General features: G+C 60.1%; 16 protein-coding genes. 11 read left to right on the top strand and 5 right to left on the bottom strand.

The genetic code is table 11. The features are described 5' to 3' along the window. Window positions 1-2 precede the first annotated feature (2 nt). A complete protein-coding gene (locus GM655_RS15315; RefSeq protein WP_155435550.1) occupies window positions 3-839 on the bottom strand; it encodes an ABC transporter ATP-binding protein in 837 nt (278 codons plus the stop codon). Window positions 840-869: 30 nt separating this feature from the next. Further along, entirely contained in the window at window positions 870-2,864 is a 1,995-nt protein-coding gene (locus tag GM655_RS15310) for an AMP-dependent synthetase/ligase (protein ID WP_155435549.1), read from the bottom strand. 111 nt (window positions 2,865-2,975) lie between these two features. On the opposite strand from GM655_RS15310, the gene GM655_RS15305 reads away from it, so the two are divergent. From GM655_RS15305 to GM655_RS15270, 8 genes are all read left to right on the top strand, one after another. Beyond that, on the top strand, window positions 2,976-3,695 hold the full coding sequence (locus GM655_RS15305; RefSeq protein ID WP_371866839.1) for a Crp/Fnr family transcriptional regulator: 720 nt from the start codon (window positions 2,976-2,978) through the stop codon (window positions 3,693-3,695). Window positions 3,696-3,833: 138 nt separating this feature from the next. Further along, window positions 3,834-5,648: an aminopeptidase P family protein gene (locus GM655_RS15300; RefSeq protein ID WP_155435548.1), complete on the top strand. Its 1,815-nt coding sequence runs from the start codon at window positions 3,834-3,836 to the stop codon at window positions 5,646-5,648. Next, entirely contained in the window at window positions 5,645-5,902 is a 258-nt protein-coding gene (locus tag GM655_RS15295) for a hypothetical protein (RefSeq protein ID WP_155435547.1), read from the top strand. The genes GM655_RS15300 and GM655_RS15295 overlap by 4 nt, the downstream gene beginning before the upstream one ends. A gap of 21 nt (window positions 5,903-5,923) precedes the next feature. Then, window positions 5,924-6,670 (top strand): MgtC/SapB family protein, encoded by a 747-nt coding sequence (locus tag GM655_RS15290; protein WP_155435546.1) that lies wholly within the window; start codon window positions 5,924-5,926, stop codon window positions 6,668-6,670. Between the two features lie 20 nt (window positions 6,671-6,690). Beyond that, window positions 6,691-7,527 (top strand): Rossmann-like and DUF2520 domain-containing protein, encoded by an 837-nt coding sequence (locus GM655_RS15285; protein WP_155435545.1) that lies wholly within the window; start codon window positions 6,691-6,693, stop codon window positions 7,525-7,527. Window positions 7,528-7,771: 244 nt separating this feature from the next. Continuing rightward, window positions 7,772-8,134, top strand: coding sequence for a hypothetical protein (locus GM655_RS15280; RefSeq protein ID WP_155435544.1), 363 nt, complete (start codon window positions 7,772-7,774; stop codon window positions 8,132-8,134). A gap of 112 nt (window positions 8,135-8,246) precedes the next feature. Continuing rightward, window positions 8,247-8,852, top strand: coding sequence for an alpha-ketoglutarate-dependent dioxygenase AlkB family protein (locus GM655_RS15275; protein WP_155435543.1), 606 nt, complete (start codon window positions 8,247-8,249; stop codon window positions 8,850-8,852). Between the two features lie 182 nt (window positions 8,853-9,034). Beyond that, window positions 9,035-9,625, top strand: coding sequence for an outer membrane beta-barrel protein (locus GM655_RS15270; protein ID WP_155435542.1), 591 nt, complete (start codon window positions 9,035-9,037; stop codon window positions 9,623-9,625). A gap of 114 nt (window positions 9,626-9,739) precedes the next feature. Here the strand turns inward: GM655_RS15270 and GM655_RS15265 are convergent, their stop codons facing one another. Next, window positions 9,740-10,156: a MarR family transcriptional regulator gene (locus tag GM655_RS15265; protein ID WP_155435541.1), complete on the bottom strand. Its 417-nt coding sequence runs from the start codon at window positions 10,154-10,156 to the stop codon at window positions 9,740-9,742. 253 nt (window positions 10,157-10,409) lie between these two features. Between GM655_RS15265 and GM655_RS15260 the strand changes: the two genes are divergently transcribed. Together GM655_RS15260 and GM655_RS15255 are read left to right on the top strand one after the other, a co-directional pair. After that, the gene (locus GM655_RS15260) at window positions 10,410-11,297 is read left to right on the top strand and encodes a bestrophin family protein (RefSeq protein ID WP_371866838.1); all 888 of its coding nucleotides are present in this window, start codon (window positions 10,410-10,412) and stop codon (window positions 11,295-11,297) included. A 141-nt stretch (window positions 11,298-11,438) separates the two neighbouring features. Next, complete coding sequence (locus GM655_RS15255; protein WP_155435539.1) at window positions 11,439-12,008, top strand: YIP1 family protein; 570 nt, start codon at window positions 11,439-11,441, stop codon at window positions 12,006-12,008. 64 nt (window positions 12,009-12,072) lie between these two features. Here the strand turns inward: GM655_RS15255 and ettA are convergent, their stop codons facing one another. Both ettA and rarD read right to left on the bottom strand, forming a co-directional pair. After that, window positions 12,073-13,740, bottom strand: a complete 1,668-nt coding sequence (gene ettA / locus GM655_RS15250) for an energy-dependent translational throttle protein EttA (RefSeq protein WP_155435538.1) — start codon at window positions 13,738-13,740, stop codon at window positions 12,073-12,075. Window positions 13,741-13,820: 80 nt separating this feature from the next. Then, window positions 13,821-14,696 carry an EamA family transporter RarD gene (rarD, locus tag GM655_RS15245; protein WP_155435537.1) on the bottom strand — a complete coding sequence of 292 codons (876 nt, stop codon included), beginning with the start codon at window positions 14,694-14,696 and terminating at the stop codon, window positions 13,821-13,823. 255 nt (window positions 14,697-14,951) lie between these two features. Between rarD and GM655_RS15240 the strand changes: the two genes are divergently transcribed. Next, window positions 14,952-16,832, top strand: a complete 1,881-nt coding sequence (locus GM655_RS15240; protein WP_155435536.1) for a potassium transporter Kup — start codon at window positions 14,952-14,954, stop codon at window positions 16,830-16,832. The last annotated feature ends 11 nt before the right edge of the window (window positions 16,833-16,843 follow it).

Below are 16,843 nucleotides of genomic sequence, written 5' to 3'. Positions count from 1 at the left end.
ATTCATTCGGCCACCCCGAGGTAAGCATTGATCACGTCCTGATTGGTGCGCACTTCGTCTGGCGTGCCGTCACCGATCTTCTTGCCGTAGTCGAGCACCACCACGCGGTCGGAGATATCCATCACTACGCCCATGTCATGTTCGATCAGCACGATGGTGGTGCCGAACTGGTCGTTCACATCGAGGATGAAGCGGCACATGTCCTGCTTTTCTTCCACGTTCATGCCGGCCATGGGTTCGTCGAGCAGCAGGATTTCCGGTTCGGCCGCCAGTGCGCGGCCCAGTTCCACGCGCTTCTGCAGGCCGTAAGGCAGGCGGCCGACGGGGGTTTTGCGGATGGCCTGAATTTCGAGGAAGTCGATGATTTCTTCGGCCTTCACGCGGTGTTCGATTTCTTCGCGCCGTGCCGGGCCCCAGTACAGCGCCTGCATGAGGAAGTTCGATTTCATCTTGAGGTTACGGCCCGTCATGATGTTGTCGAGTACCGTCATGCCCTTGAACAGGGCGATATTCTGGAAGGTACGGGCGATGCCGGATTTGGCGGCCGCGTAGCAGTCCATATTCTTGCGGTGCTGGCCGCGGTAGATGATCTCGCCCTGCTGCGGGCGGTACACGCCGTTGATCACGTTCAGCATCGAGCTTTTACCGGCGCCGTTAGGGCCGATGATGGCGCGGATTTCGTGCTGCTTCACATTGAAGGAAATATCGGTCAGCGCACGTACGCCGCCGAACGACAGCGAGATATTCTGCATGTCGAGAATCACGGGGCCGATCTTGCGGCCGCCGCTGTCGTTTGCCGGTGCCGCCTCGAAGCGGGTTTCAGGTTCATTCATCAGCATGATGGCTTCCTTGGTCATGCGCGCTGGCGCTCAGGCTGCAGCCTGCACGGCCGGATAGGTTTTGCAGGCGTCGATTTTCAGATCGGCGGCCACCATGCCGGTGCGGCCGTCTTCGAATTTCACCTGCGTCTCGATGTATTGCGATGCCTTGCCTTCATACAGCGCGGCGATCAGCACGGCATATTTTTCGGCGATGAATTTGCGCCGCACTTTGCGCGTGCGGGTCAGTTCATCGTCGTCGGGATCGAGTTCCTTGTGCAGCACCAGATAGCGGTGGATCTGGGTGTCGCCCATCATAGGCTCGGCCGCCAGATCGGCATTCACCTGTTCGATGCAGTCGCGAATCAGGCCATATACCTGCGGGTGCGCAGCCAGATCGGTATAGCCGGAATAGGCAATGCTGCGCCGCTCGGCCCAGTTGCCCACGGCTTCCATGTCGATGTTGATGAAGGCGCAGACCTGATCGCGCTGGTCGCCGAAGGCCACCGCTTCCTTGATGAAGGGGAAGAACTTGAGCTTGTTCTCGATGTAGTTGGGCGCGAACATGGCGCCGCTGTTCATCTTGCCCACATCGGCTGCGCGGTCGATGATCTTCAGATGGCCTTCGCTGTCGAACAGGCCGGCATCGCCGGTATGGAAGTAGCCATTGGCGTCGATCGCTTCGGCCGTTGCGTCAGGGCGCTTGAAGTAGCAGTACATCAGCGTGGGCGACTTGACCAGCACTTCGCCGTTATCGGCCAGTTTCACTTCCACACCCGGCGCGGGCAGGCCCACGCTGTCGAACTTGATGTGGCCATCGGGCTGCAGGCAGATGTAGGCGCAGGTTTCGGTAGAGCCGTAGAACTGCTTGAGGTTGACGCCGATAGAACGGTAGAAGCGGAACAGGTCGGGGCCGATGGCAGCACCGGCCGTGTAGGCGACGCGTACGCGCGACAGTCCCAGCACGTTTTTTAGCGGGCCATACACGAGGACCTGACCTAGCGCATACGCCATGCGGTCGCCGAACGCCACCGGTTTGCCGTCGAGGATGTCGGCACCGACGCGGCGCGCCACGGCCATGAAGCGGTGGAATAGCTGGCGCTTGATGGCACCGGCGTCTTCCATCCGTATCATCACCGTGGTCAGCATGTTTTCGAATACGCGCGGCGGTGCAAAGTAGTAGGTGGGGCCGATTTCGCGCATGTCCGTCATCACTGTATCGCCCGATTCGGGGCAGTTGACGGTGAAGCCGGCTGTCATGGCCTGCGCGAATGAGAACAGGCAGTCGCCCACCCACGCCATCGGCAGATAGGACAGGATGTCTTCCTGATCGGTGAGCTTTTCGAAGCCTACGCCACCCGTGCCGGCCGCAATCAGCGCAGCGTGGGTCTGGCACACGCCTTTGGGTTTGCCGGTGGTGCCCGAGGTGTACAGGATGATGGCGTTGTCGCTGCCTTTGCCTGCCTGTACGGCGGCGTCGAAGGCGCCCGGATGCTGGCGGTCCCACTCGCGCCCCAGTGCCTGCAAGGCCGCAAAGGAAGTCAGCTCCGGCTGGCGGTAATGGCGCATGCCGCGTTCATCGTCGTAAGCGATGTGGGCGATGTGCGGATACACGCTTTTCAGTTCCAGCAGCTTGTCGACCTGCTCCTGATCTTCCACGATGGCGTAATGGATTTCCGCGTTTTCCAGCACATAGGCCATGTCGGCGGCTGGCGCGTCCTGATATAGCGGCACGGGCACGCCGCCCAGACATTGCGCGGCCAGCATGGACCAGTACAGGCGCGGGCGGTTGTCGCCGATGATGGCCAGATTCATGCCGCGCTGGAAGCCGATGGCGGCCAGCCCGCAGGCGAGTGCGCGGACTTCGTCCTGCACCTGTGCCCAGTTCCAGCTTTGCCAGATGCCCAGATATTTCTCGCGAAATGCGGGGCGGGTGGGCCGGGTCTGCGCATGGGTTTGCAGCCAGCGCGGAAAAGTCGTGTTCTGTGCTTGCACCAGTGTCTCCTGTTGCGATGTGCTTGTATGGCAAACGGGCAGGGCGGTCATGCCGCCTTTTTTTGTGCCTCAGCCTTTTTGTGTGATGATAGTAGCCTGATGACGGGCCTGAAGATGTCATTTCGACGACAATTGGCCGACTTTTCATGGTGCAAAGCAGCAATGACCGAACCGCGTATATCCATGCAGCAAGCCTTGCGCAGTGCCATCTGGGCGCAGCAGCTCACGCCTGAACAGATGGCGCGGGTGGAAGCGGATACCTTTGAAACCTTTGTGCCTAAAGGCGGCTACGTGTGCCGCAAAGGCGAGAGGGTGGAGAACTGGCTGGGCATCATGGACGGCATGGTGAAGATGACCAACTTCTCGGCGAATGGCAAAAGCGTGACCTTTTCCGGTGTGCCGCCCGGTGGCTGGTTTGGCGAAGGATCGTTGTTAAAACGCGAAATTCTCAAATACGATGCCATCGCGTTGCGCGATAGCCGCATCTTGCGCATGCCCATAGACACTTTTCATTGGCTGCTGGAATCAAGTTTGCCGTTCACGCGCTTTTTGCTGATGCAGTTGAATGAGCGTCTGGGTCAATTTATTGGCATGGTGGAAAACGACCGCCTGCTCGATCCCGATACGCGCGTGGCGCGCTGCCTCGGTTCCATGTTCAATTCCCATCTGTTTCCGGGACTGGATCCGGGGCCCGATAAGCTGATCCAGATCTCGCAGGAAGAGCTGGGCCTGCTGTCGGGCGCGTCGCGCCAGCGCGCCAATCAGGCGCTGCAACTGCTGGAAAAACAGGGCCTGCTGCGGCTCGATTACGGCGGCATCTGCATCCTCGATCTGGAAGGGCTGCGCCGCTATCAGGCCGACAGCAGCGCGGCGACACGCTAGCGCAGCAGCGTTTTAGTCAGCATGCCCGGGCGCGCGTGGCGTGCGCCGCCGCAGTCTGGCTGCCGCAGCGGCGGGCAATCGCGGTATGATTGCAGACAGCAAGGCCGCACTGGCGGCGCACCGGATAACGAAACACCCATGCCTACAACTCATACCGCTACCATCGTCGAGCGCATCGCGCGCTTGCGCGAGGCCATGCATCAGCAGCAGATCGATGCGCTGATGGTTCCTTCTGCCGATCCCCACCTGTCCGAATATCTGCCCAGCCGCTGGCAGGGGCGCGAATGGCTGTCCGGTTTTACCGGCTCGGTCGGCACCCTGATCGTCACGCCGCAGTTTGCCGGCATCTGGACCGATGCGCGCTACTGGACTCAGGCCGAGCAGCAACTGGCCGGTACCGGCATCAGCCTGATGAAGCTGACCTCGGGCGCCAGCGTGCAGTATGTGGACTGGCTGGCCGCCACCATGCAGCCCGGCCAGACGGTGGCGGTGGATGGCAATGTGCTGGGGCTGGCCATCGGCCGCCAGTTGGCACTGGCGCTGCAGGCCAAGGATGTGACGTTGCGTACCGAGCTCGATCTGCTTCAGCAAGTGTGGCAGGACCGTCCTGCCATGCCGCTGGCGCCTGTGTTCGAGCACCTGCCGCCGTATGCCACGCAAAGCCGTGCCGACAAGCTGGCGCAGGTACGCGCGGCCATGCAGCAACTGGGCGCACGCCTGCACCTGATTTCCGCGCTCGACGATATCGCCTATCTGTTCAACCTGCGCGGCAGCGATATCTCGTACAACCCTGTATTCCTTGCCCATGCCCTGATCGAACCGGAGCAGGCCACGCTGTTTGTCACGGCCGGCAAGATCGACGCGGCCCTGAATGCTGCGCTGGCAGCCGACGGCGTCAAAGTGGTGGCCTACGATACGCTGGCCGCGCGGCTCGACCAACTGCCGGCCGATAGCACGCTGCTGATCGATCCGCGCCGCATCAGTTATGGCACGCGCCAGTGGATACCGGCCCGCGTACACGTGATCGATGCCATCAACCCCGCCATCTTCGCCAAGTCGCGCAAGAGCGAAGCGGATCTGGTGCATGTGCGCGCTGCCATGGAACAGGATGGTGCTGCGCTGTGCGAATTCTTCTGCTGGCTGGAACAGACGCTGGCCGATAGCGCCCGTGTGCCGCTGACGGAACTCGATATCGACCGTGAAATCACGGCTGCGCGCGCGCGCCGTCCCGGCTTCATCAGCCCCAGTTTCTCTACCATAGCCGGTTTCCGCGCCAACGGCGCCAGCATGCATTACCGCGCCACGCCTGAGCACCATGCGGTGATCGAAGGTGACGGCCTGCTGCTGATCGATTCGGGTGGCCAGTATCTGGGCGGGACCACCGACATCACGCGCGTGGTGCCGGTGGGGGCGATAACGGCCGAGCAGCAGCGCGATTTCACGCTGGTGCTGAAAGGCATGATGGCATTGTCGGCCACGCGCTTCCCGCGTGGCTGCAAGTCGCCCATGCTCGATGCGATCGCCCGTGCACCGCTGTGGGCCGCCGGTCTGGACTTCGGCCACGGCACGGGTCACGGCGTGGGCTACTTCCTCAATGTGCACGAAGGACCGCAGTCGATTTCGCCATCGGCCATGCCGGAACCGCATACGGCCATGGAAGCGGGCATGATCACTTCGATCGAACCGGGTCTGTACCGCACCGGCCAGTGGGGCATACGGATAGAGAATCTGGTGCATAACCGGCCTGCCGGCCAGACCGAGTTCGGCGACTTCCTCGAATTCGAGACGCTGACCCTATGTCCTATCGATACGCGCTGTGTGGAACTGGCACTGCTGCGCGAGGATGAGCGCGCGTGGCTGAATAACTACCACGCCACGGTGCGCGCCCGTCTGGCGCCGCTGCTGTCCGGCCCTGCGCTGGCATGGCTGCAACTGCGCACGGAGGCCGTATGAGCGGCCGCGCCACGCGCGCCACGGCAGCCGTGGACCGCCTGAAAAAACGCAGCGGCAATAACCGCTATTCCATGTCGCGCACCGGCAGCGGCCATTACTTCCTCAGCGAGGGCGCAGGCGAACCGCCGCTGTGTGCACCGCTGGAACTCGACGATTTCGTCGCCTTTGTGAACGGCATTGCCCCGGCTGCGCCCAAACGGGTCAGCAAACTCGACGTCGCCTTCGAAAAACAATTAGTCAAAAAAGCGCCTTAAGCGCACAGAAAGGTCGCACCCATGCCCTCCATCGATATGCTGTTTGCCTACTGGTCGCACAAGGAGCTGGCCACCAATGCGGTGATTCTGATGAATCTGATCGGCGCCCTGCTACTGGGGCTGCTGGTCGGCTACGAGCGCTCCTACCATGGCCGCGCGGCCGGTATGCGTACCTATGGGCTGGTGTGCATGGCCTCGGCCGCACTGACCGTGATCGGCGGCTATCCGGCCGACTGGTTCGGCGGCCACGGCACGGCCACGGTGGCCGTGTCCGACCCTACCCGTATCGTGCAGGGCATCGTCACCGGCATCGGCTTCCTCGGTGCGGGCGTGATCATGCGCGAAGGTTTCAACATCAGCGGCCTGACCACGGCCGCATCGATCTGGGCCTCGTCCGTAATCGGCGTGATGGTGGGCATAGGCTTTTATCTCGGTGCCATGGGGCTGGCCATGCTGTGCGCAGGCGCGATGATCTTCCTGACCAAGGTGGAAGCCTGGCTGCCGTCACGCCATGCGATTGCCATCACCATGCGCTTCAAGCAGGGCTTTATGCCGCAGGAGAAAGCGCTGCGTGCCATGGCACTGCAGCGCGGCTATGAAATTGCTGGCGGTTCGCTGATGATCAGCGGCGATAGCGGTACGCAGGAATGGCGCTTTGTGGCGATAGCCCTGAGCAAGCGCAGTGGCGCACCGCTGGCCACGCTGTCGGCGGAACTGGCCGTATTTGAAGGGATCGATAGCTTCCAGTTGTCGCACGCCCGTAACTAGAGCGGTACCGTAGCGCAGTCATGACGACCTTTACTCTGATAGGTGCGGGCCACGTGGGCCGCGTGCTGGGCCGGCTGCTGGTAGCGCAGGCCGGCTGGCAGTTGCAGCAGGTGCTGACCCGCTCGGCCGCATCGGCCGCACAGGCGGTGGAATTTATCGGTAGCGGCAGCGCGATAGACGCCTACGCAGCGCTGGCCCCAGCCCGGGTGTTCATACTGGCCGTCGGCGATGACCAGATCGTGCCAGCCAGTGAGGCGCTGGCGCAGGCCGTGCCGCTGGCCGGCAGCGTGGTATTCCATTGCAGCGGCGCGCTGGCCTCGGACCGCCTGCAGGCCGTGCGCGCGGCCGGTGGTGCGGTTGCCAGCGTCCACCCGATCCGCAGCTTTGCCGACCCGCAGGCCGTGGCGCAAGCTTTTGCCGGCACCTATTGCGGCCTGGAGGGCGATGTCGCAGCGCTGGCCGTACTCACGCCGGCGCTGCAAGCGATAGGCGCCCAGCCTGTGCCTATCGATGCGGCAGCCAAGACCGTGTATCACGCTGCTGCCGTGTTTGCGAGTAATTATCTGGTGACAGTGCTCGATGCAGCGCTGCGGGCTTATCAGGCGGCCGGCATACCGGAAGCAGTGGCGCGCCAGCTAGTGCAGCCGCTGGCCAGCGAATCGATGGCGAATGTATTCCGGCTTGGCGCGGCCACAGCGTTGAGCGGGCCGATCGCAAGGGGGGATATGGCAACTGTCGAGCGTCAATTCCAGGCGGTCAGTGCATGGGATGGGCCCAGTGGTGATCTGTATCAGGCTTTGATCGCGCCGACCACGGCACTGGCACTGCGTAAAAAGGCCGCAGTAGGCGGCGAGTGATGCCTCTATACCACTGCCAGCCTGATCTTCTTGCAAATCAGTACTGAGCGGGTATATTTCTGATTGAGATGCGCACTGTCCCGGACAAGATTAGCTGACAACTTTGCAGTTTTATTGGTACGAATTCACAAATAAGTGGCCGGATTAGTCGACAAATCCAGTAATTAGCAATAAGCTTGTCTCTTGGAATGTTTTCTTACAGAATCAATATTTGAGCCGGCGCGCCGAGGATAGGGGTTAGATCATGTTATTTCTGAAAAGTACCACCGTGACAAAAGCGCCTGGAATTTATGACGTGGATATCGCTGCCAAACCCCCAGGCAAGACCTTCGGCGTGTTTATGGCAACCGACCCGGATAATCCGCCGGCCGAAGTGCTGGCAGCGCTGGCAGCCATGGGCTTCAAGAATACCTATAGCGGCGGCTACACCCACAAGGATCGCGGCAAGGTGCTGGATCTGCATTTCCAGAAAGATGGCACCGACCTGTTCCAGGGTTGGAAAGCGGAAGAAATGGAAGCCAATATGGCGGCCATTACCGCGCTGTTTAGCGGCATCGGCATCACCATCACGCCACGCGTGATGAGCCTGGCAGAAGCCTACGCCTAAGTTACGTCAGCATCTCACATGTATTGCGGCGAGCCGTTCTGGCTCGCCGTATTTTTTTCTGCTGGCGTGTATGCTTGCGTGGCCCGGGCTCTGAACGGCTATCATCACGCTCATGGACTTATTTGCCGACGATACCAGCTTGCGCCAGCTTCCCATTGCCGATGGCGAACTGTGGTTCACGCCGCGCCTGCCGCTGGCCATCACGCCCGAGCAGGCCATGCAGCGCCTGCGCGAGGAAACCGCGTGGCGCGCCGAGCATATCCAGGTATGGGGCAAGCTGCATCTGCAGCCGCGTCTGATGGCTTGGCATGGTGAGGCCAGCTACCGCTATTCGGGCAAGACTTTCCACCCGCTGCCTTTCACGCCTTTGCAACGGCAACTGAAACAGGCCGTCGAGCAGGCCACGGGGCGGCAGTTCAACAGCGTGCTGCTGAACTATTACCGCAATGAACGCGACAGCATGGGCTTCCATGCCGATGACGAGCCGAAACTGGGGCCGCAACCGGCCATCGCGTCGCTGAGTTTTGGCGCGGCCCGTACCTTCATCCTCAAGCACCGCCACACTGGCCAGACCGTCAAAATCGACCTCGGCGACGGTGCTTTGCTGCTGATGGCCGGTACCTTGCAACAGCACTGGCAGCATGGCATCAACAAGCAGACCCGGCCCTGCGGCGAGCGCATCAACCTGACTTTCAGGAATATTCTGCACGCGCCTTAAGCCTGCTTTAAGTTTGGAATAAATCCTCTAGTGCCAAGTTTTATTTGGCTTACATCGTGTAACACTTCTTACCGATTCGGCGCGCACAGCGCCGCCCTGCAGTGCTATTGTGGCTACATCGCACTTCGCAGAACTGCGATCCCAAGCAAGTCCTTAATCATTTTTGCTGAAAGATCACGATCATGAAAAAAATTCTGTTTGCTGTAGCCGCTAGCGCTGCTGTATTTGCCACTTCTTCCGCTTTTGCTGCACCTGATGACGCCGGCACCGGCTACATCGGTCTCGGCGTCGTGGGCAGCCACTACAAGTTCGACGTACCGAACACCACCACCAGCAGCGACCGTAGCGGTGACAAAGCTACCGGCAAGATCTACGCTGGCTACAACATCGACAAGACTTGGGCCATTGAAGGCGGTTATACCGACTTCGGCAAGAAAGGTTATGACTACACGGTAGGCACGGGTGCCGGCCATATCCAGACCGATGCGTATTCCTACTATGTCGCTGGTAAAGGCAGCTTTGCCGTGAACGAACAGGTCTCCCTGTTCGGCAAACTCGGTGTGGCACGCAACCACAATGCCGTCAGCACCACGGGCATCGCCTCCGTCAGCGGTGGCGATAACAAGAGTGCGCTGTACGGTTCCATCGGTGCCGAATATGCTGTCAACAAGAACGTGAAAGTCTCGCTCGAGTACGAAAACTACGGCAAGAACAACATTGATCTCGGCCGCAAAAACGGCGCCATTACGGCCGGTCTGCGCTACAACTTCTAAGTTATTGCTGTCGTAAATCCGATGAATGCCGTTCAGTTCAGGCTGAGCGGCATTTTTTTATCCTGCTCGGCCGCTCTGCCGGCCCAGACCATGCGTCCCGCTTCCCCCCGGCGCTCATGCGCTGAACAGCGCCTGCAGCATTTGCTGTAGTTCCACGCGCTGATTTTTATGCAGCACGGCGATCTGCTGCAGCAGTTGCTCGCCTTTTTCCTTCAGATGTACTTCCACGCAGCGTTTGTCGTCGCGGCCCGGTCGCCGCTCGAGCAGCCCGGCTTTTTCGCAGCGCGAAACCAGCGCGACCACGCCGTGATGATGGGATTGCAGGCGTTCAGCCAGTTCTGCAATGGTGGCCCATTCTCTGCCCGGAAAGCCTTTAATCTGCAACATGAGCAGGTATTGCAGATGGGTGATGCCATGGGCCAGCGTCAATTCCTCGCTAAAGCGCAGGAAACTGCGCAAGCGATAGCGGAAATCGGCCAGCCGTTCGTAATCGTGTTTGCTGAGGGGCGGCTGTGGAGCAGGTGAGGACATGGACGTAGGGCAGATTGGATTAGCCGACGATCATAGCTGATTGCCCCAGCCGGGCGTAACAATTTCTGCCTGCACCGCGGTGAGCAGTTACCTAAATATATATCACAAGATGATATAATTAATTTCTTTCTGCTTGTCACGCAAGCTTGCCGCCGCGGTTATTGACAGGGCGGCCAGCCGACCTTGCCCGATCATGATTATCCGACCCAGACCCCAAGGTATAGAGTACTTCTTGCTATTGCGCGGGTCGATCTTGCCGAATATCTGGCGCAAGCTGGCCGTCACCATCGTCATGGCCATCGTCGTCACACTCATGCATGGTGCGCTTTATCACGTCAAGATCAGGCTCACCACCATCCCATTTACGCTGATGGGACTGGCGCTGGCGATTTTTCTGGGCTTTCGTAATTCCGCGAGTTACGAGCGCTATTGGGAAGGCCGCAGGCTGTGGGGCAGCCTCGGGACGGCCAGCCGAAATCTGCTACGCCAGGTCTACGCCTACCCACAGGCTTCGAGCAGCGACTGCCCGCAGGAACAGGCGCAATTATCGCAGTTGCGCAAGAACATGGCTTACGCGGCGATCGCGTTTGCCCATGCACTGCGGCACCAATTACGTGAGGAACGCTGGGGTGAGGAAATCGCCCGCCTGTTGCCGGCCGAGCGCGTCCATGACTGGCAGCGGCTGCAACATCCGGCGGCCGCAATATTGCAGGCTATCGGCAGCGATATCGGACGTGCTCTCGCCAGAGGCTGGCTGGCTGCGCCACTGGCCCAGGAGATGGACCGCAGCCTGAGCCAGATGAGTGAAGCGCTGGGCGGCTGCGAGCGCATCAAGAACACGCCCATACCGTTTTCGTATTCCGTTTTGCTGCACCGTACCGTGTATGTGTACTGCTATTTGCTGCCATTTGGCCTGGTCGACTCGATAGGCTTGCTGACGCCCGTGGTGGTGGGGGTGGTGGCATATACCTTCTTCGGACTCGATGCCATCGGCGACGAGATCGAAGAGCCGTTTGGGTTCACGCCCAATGATTTGCCGCTCACGGCCTTGAGCTATGGCATAGAAATTTCGGCGCGCGAAATGATGGGGGAAATGGATATCCCTGCCATGCCACCGCCGGTTGACTATTGCTTGCAGTAAGGGCGCTGACGTTAGTTTCCCGGCTCGGCAGACGGGCCTTGCCTTTCTGATTTTATATCATATGATGATACAAATGTCGCGGCTACGGATCAGGCAAAGTGAGCCCTGACTAGCCGTCCGACTCTCTCTGGGAGCATAACCATGAACCTGGTAAATCTGAGCAAGATGCCTTTTTCGTTTCATGCCGGCTGGGATGAAGTGGTGGTGGGCCAACATCCCATCATCAAGACTTTTCTGCTGCTGGTGCTGCCATGTTCGCTGTTGCCGCCGCTAGTCCTGCTGTATGCCAGTATTGAACCGGGCTCAGTACTACGGCTGAATTCGGCAGCAGTTCGCTGGCACGAGATTGCGCTGGTGTTTTTGGTGGCCGAATTGCTGACGGTTCCGCTGATGGGCTGGCTGATCAGGGGCTGCGCTGCGGAACGCAAGATCGCGGCTAGCTTCCGCGACACGTTCTTATTGGCGGCCATCGTTGCCGTTCCCATGTGCTTGTCCAGTCTCGGTCTTTTGCTGCCGGACTTGGGGAGCATGCTGGGGCTGGGGGTGGTCGGCCTGATGGTGGCGGCCAGCCTGCTATATCACGGCATGTATGTGGTATTGAAACTGGATGAGGAGTTTGAGGCGCAAGCACTGGCCTATCAGGTGTTTGGCGTGGGGGCGCTGGTCTGGGCCTTGCTGTCGGCCTATATACTGCTGCAACTGCAAGCATAGGCGGCCCTGCTGCAAACAGAAAGCGCAGCCCGGGGCTGCGCTTTTTTTTCTCCGGCTTGCGGGCTTAGGTCGTCAGCGGCTTGTAGCGGATACGCTTAGGCTTGGCGCCTTCTTCACCCAGACGTTTCTTCTTGTCGGCTTCGTATTCCTGATAGTTACCGTCGAAGAAGGTGACTTGCGAGTTGCCTTCGAACGCCAGAATGTGGGTGGCGATACGGTCAAGGAACCAGCGATCGTGCGAGATGACCAGCACGGAGCCGGCGAATTCCAGCAGCGCATCTTCCAGCGCACGCAGGGTTTCCACGTCCAGATCGTTGGATGGTTCGTCCAGCAGCAGCACGTTGCCGCCTTTGAGTAGGGTCTTGGCCAGATGCAGACGGCCACGCTCACCACCGGACAGATTGCCGACGATCTTCTGCTGGTCGGAACCCTTGAAGTTGAAGCGGCCCAGATAGGCGCGCGACGGCATGTCGAAGCGGCCCACGGTCAGCATGTCGGCGCCGCCGGAAACGTCGTCGAACACGGTCTTGCTGTCGCTGAGCTTGTCGCGGCTCTGGTCCACCAGCGAGATGCGGGCGGTCTGGCCGATGGCCACTTCGCCGCTGTCCGGCGTATCCAGACCGGCAATCATCTTGAACAGCGTCGATTTACCGGCGCCGTTAGGGCCGATGATACCGACGATGGCGCCGGGCGGAATGGTGAACGAAACGTTTTCCATCAGCAGACGGTCGCCAAAGGCTTTCGACACATTCTTGAACTCGATCACGTCGTTACCCAGACGTTCGGCCACAGGGATGAAGATCTCCTGGGTTTCGTTACGTTTCTGGTATTCGTATTCGCTCAGTTCGTTGAAGCGGGCCAGACGGGCTTTCGATTTGGCCTGACGGGCTTTAGGATTCTGGCGCGACCATTCCAGCTCTTTGGCCAGTGCTTTCTGACGCGCCGATTCATTGGCTTCTTCCTGCTTCAGGCGGTTGGATTTCTGGTCCAGCCACGAGGAGTAATTACCTTTCCATGGAATGCCATGGCCGCGGTCCAGTTCGAGGATCCACTCGGCCGCATTGTCGAGGAAGTAGCGATCGTGGGTAATGCCGACCACGGTGCCAGGGAAGCGCAGCAGGAACTGCTCCAGCCATTCCACCGATTCCGCATCCAGGTGGTTGGTCGGTTCGTCGAGCAGCAGCATGTCGGGTTTGGACAGCAGCAGTTTGCACAGCGCTACACGGCGTTTTTCACCGCCCGACAGCACGCCGATTTTGGCATCCCATGGTGGCAGACGCAGCGCGTCGGCGGCCATTTCCAGTTGCAGGTTCAGATTGCCGCCATCGGCGGTGGAGATGATGGCTTCCAGACGTGCCTGTTCGGTGGCCAGTGCGTCGAAATCGGCATCTTCTTCCGCATAGGCAGCGTACACGGCTTCCAGCTTGGCTTGTGCTTCGAACACTTCGCCCAGACCCGATTCCACTTCCTGACGCACGGTTTTTTCGGGATCGAGCTGGGGTTCCTGCGGCAGGTAGCCGATGTTCAGGCCCGGCATAGGCACGGCTTCGCCCTGAATGTCGGTATCCAGACCTGCCATAATTTTCAGCAAGGTCGACTTACCGGAGCCGTTCAGGCCCAGCACGCCGATTTTCGCGCCCGGGAAGAAGGACAGCGAGATGTCTTTCAGAATCTGGCGCTTGGGCGGGACGATTTTGCCCACGCGGTTCATGGTATAGACGTAATTTGCCATGTAAATCTCGATAAAGTGTGAGGGATGCAATCAAATGCAGGAGAGGACGACAGGATACGATAAATCCTGCCGCCCGCCCACTATTTAGCGCGTTTGCTCTGCCATAGGCCTTCCGCCACGTACAGCAGCAGGGCCGACCAGATGATCAGGAAACCGATCAGGCGCGGCTGCGGGAACGCTTCGTGGAATACCCACACGCCCAGCAGGGCCTGCATGCTGGGCGACAGATATTGCAGCAGACCCAGCACGGCCATCGGAATGCGCCGCGCACCAGCGGCAAACAGCAGCAGCGGAATCGCCGTGATCGGTCCGGCCGCGGCCAGCAGCCAGCGTGTGCTGTCGGCCGGCGTGTTGAGGAAGGTGTTGGCGCCCTGGCTGGTCAGCCACAGCACATAGATCAGCGCGGCCGGGAATAGCAGCATGGTTTCCAGCGACAGCCCTTCCAGTGCGGCCAGTGCGGCGGTTTTGCGCAGCAGGCCGTAGGCGCCGAAGGTGATGCCTAAAATTAAGGCTATCCACGGCAGTTGTCCCGCCTGCCACGTGAGCCAGATGACGCCCGTCGCCGCTACGCCTATGGCCAGCCATTGACCACGGCGTAGTTGTTCTTTGAGGACGAGCTGCCCTAGCAGCACATTAATCAGCGGATTGATGAAGTAGCCGAGGCTGGCATCGATGATGTGGCCGTTATTGACGGCCCAGATGTAGACGAACCAGTTGGCCGACAGCAGGATGGCCGAGGCGATAAAACTGGCCAGCACGCGCGGCTGGCGCAGCACTTTGGGCAGCCAGCCCCATTGCTGGCGTACGCTTAGCACGATGGCGAGGAAGAGCAGCGACCACAGCATGCGGTGCGCGAGGATTTCCATGGGCGGCACTTCGCCTATCGCGTGGAAATACAGCGGGAACATGCCCCAGCAGAAGAAGGACAGTGTTGCGAATAAGATACCGGTGTTCATGACTAACGGGGGGCGCGGATGTGGCGGGTCGGCCATTATCGCTGAAATGGTGCATCGGCGCTGCGGGCCGGCCCAGAATCTGCGCAAGAGCGCGCCACAAGTTCGCTAAAGACGCGCTAAAACTCGCTACTCGCAGGCCAGCGGCGTACACTGTCGATATCGAAATTTCGAACCATTCGTCATGCGAAAATCTCCTTGCCTTTTGCAAATAGTTGGCCTATTGTGCAATGCACCAAAACAACAACAGGTGCAATCTTGACCGAGCATCACAAGAAAAGTAGTCTCGCCGCGCTCACGCTGGCGGCCGTGGGCATCGTCTACGGCGACATCGGTACCAGCCCGCTGTACACTCTGAAGACCATTTTCGATCCCGAACATGGACTGGCACTTAACGAAGCCAATCTGCTGGGCATTATCTCCCTGATTTTCTGGGGTCTGACTTTCATCGTTTCCCTCAAATATGTCACGCTGGTGCTGCGCGCCGATAACCGCGGCGAAGGCGGGATCATGGCGCTGATGGCACTGGTGCTGAATTCCGTCAGCAAGGCCGCACCGCGCGCGCATTACCCGCTGATGCTGCTGGGCGTATTCGGCGCCACCATGTTCTATGGCGATAGCGTGATTACGCCTGCGATTTCCGTGCTCAGTGCGATCGAAGGTCTGGAAGTGGCCGCGCCGGGGCTGGAGCAGTACATCGTGCCGCTCACCATCATCGTGCTGGTATCGCTGTACGCGTTGCAGCACCAAGGCACGGCCGGTATCGGCCGCTGGTTCGGCCCCATCATGGTGATCTGGTTTGCTGCGCTGGCGGCCATGGGCGTGGTGAATATCATCGAAGCGCCGCAGATTCTGGCTGCGCTCAATCCCTTCCATGCGCTACGTTTCATGTTCGAAAACCGCATGATCGCCTTCGTGGCGCTGGGCGCCGTGGTACTGGCGTTCACGGGTGCGGAAGCGCTGTATGCCGACATGGGCCACTTCGGCAAGTCGCCGATCCGCGCGGCCTGGTTCCTGGTCGTGTTCCCGGCGCTGGCGCTCAACTATCTGGGCCAGGGCGCGCTGCTGATCGTCAATCCGGCCGCCGTCGATAACCCGTTCTTCCAGCAGCTCGGCGCTTGGAGCGTGTACCCGCTGGTGATCCTGTCCACTGCGGCTACCGTGATTGCTTCGCAGGCGACGATTTCCGGCACCTTCTCGATGACCAAGCAGGCGATTGCACTGGGTCTGCTGCCGCGCATGCGCATCATGCACACCTCGGCCAGCGAAATCGGCCAGATCTATATTCCGGCCGTGAACTGGCTGCAACTGAGCGTGGTGTTGCTGGCCGTGGTAGGTTTCGGTTCGTCCGACAAGCTGGCCGGTGCCTACGGTATCGCCGTGACGGCCACCATGCTGTGCACCACCGTGCTGACTTTCTTCGTGACGCGCTACCGCTGGAATCTGCCGCTGGCCCTGTGCCTGGCTGCCACCGGCTTCTTCCTGACCATGGACATCCTGCTGTTCTCGGCCAGTACGCTGAAACTGTTCCATGGTGGTTGGTTCCCACTGCTGCTGGGCGCCGTGCTGTTCACGACTATGCTGACGTGGAAACGCGGCCGCGCGCTGGTGTTCCAGAATCTGCAGAAACACGCGATTCCGCTGGAAGACTTCCTGTCCTCGCTGTTCGTGGCACCGCCTACCCGCGTGTACGGCACCGCCATCTTCCTGCGTGGCGAGAGCGATGGCGTACCGCATGCGCTGCTGCATAATCTGTCGCACAACAAGGTACTGCACGAGCGCGTGGTGTTCTTCACCGTACACGTGGTGGAAGAACCTTGGGTGCCGGCTGACGATCAGGTGAAGATCACGGAACTGGGCCACCAGTGCTATCAGCTCAATGTGCACTATGGCTTCAAGGATGAACCCGATATTCCGAAGGCGCTGGCGCAGTGCGAACGTCTGGGCATGACCTTCGAGATGATGGAGACCTCTTTCTTCATCGCCCGTCAGACGGTGATTTCGACCCCGGGTTCGGGCATGGCCACGTGGCGCGAACACCTGTTCGTGGCGATGTCGCGTAACGCCCGCGGCGCGGCGGACTACTACCAGATTCCAACCAACCGCGTGATCGAACTGGGCACGCAGGTGGAAATTTAAGCCCGCTGGCG

The sequence above is a fragment of the Pseudoduganella danionis genome (assembly GCF_009720775.1).
Taxonomy (GTDB): Bacteria; Pseudomonadota; Gammaproteobacteria; order Burkholderiales; family Burkholderiaceae_D; genus Rugamonas; species Rugamonas danionis.
Note: the sequence above shows the minus strand (reverse complement) of the source record. Positions and strands in the feature narration are given on the sequence as shown.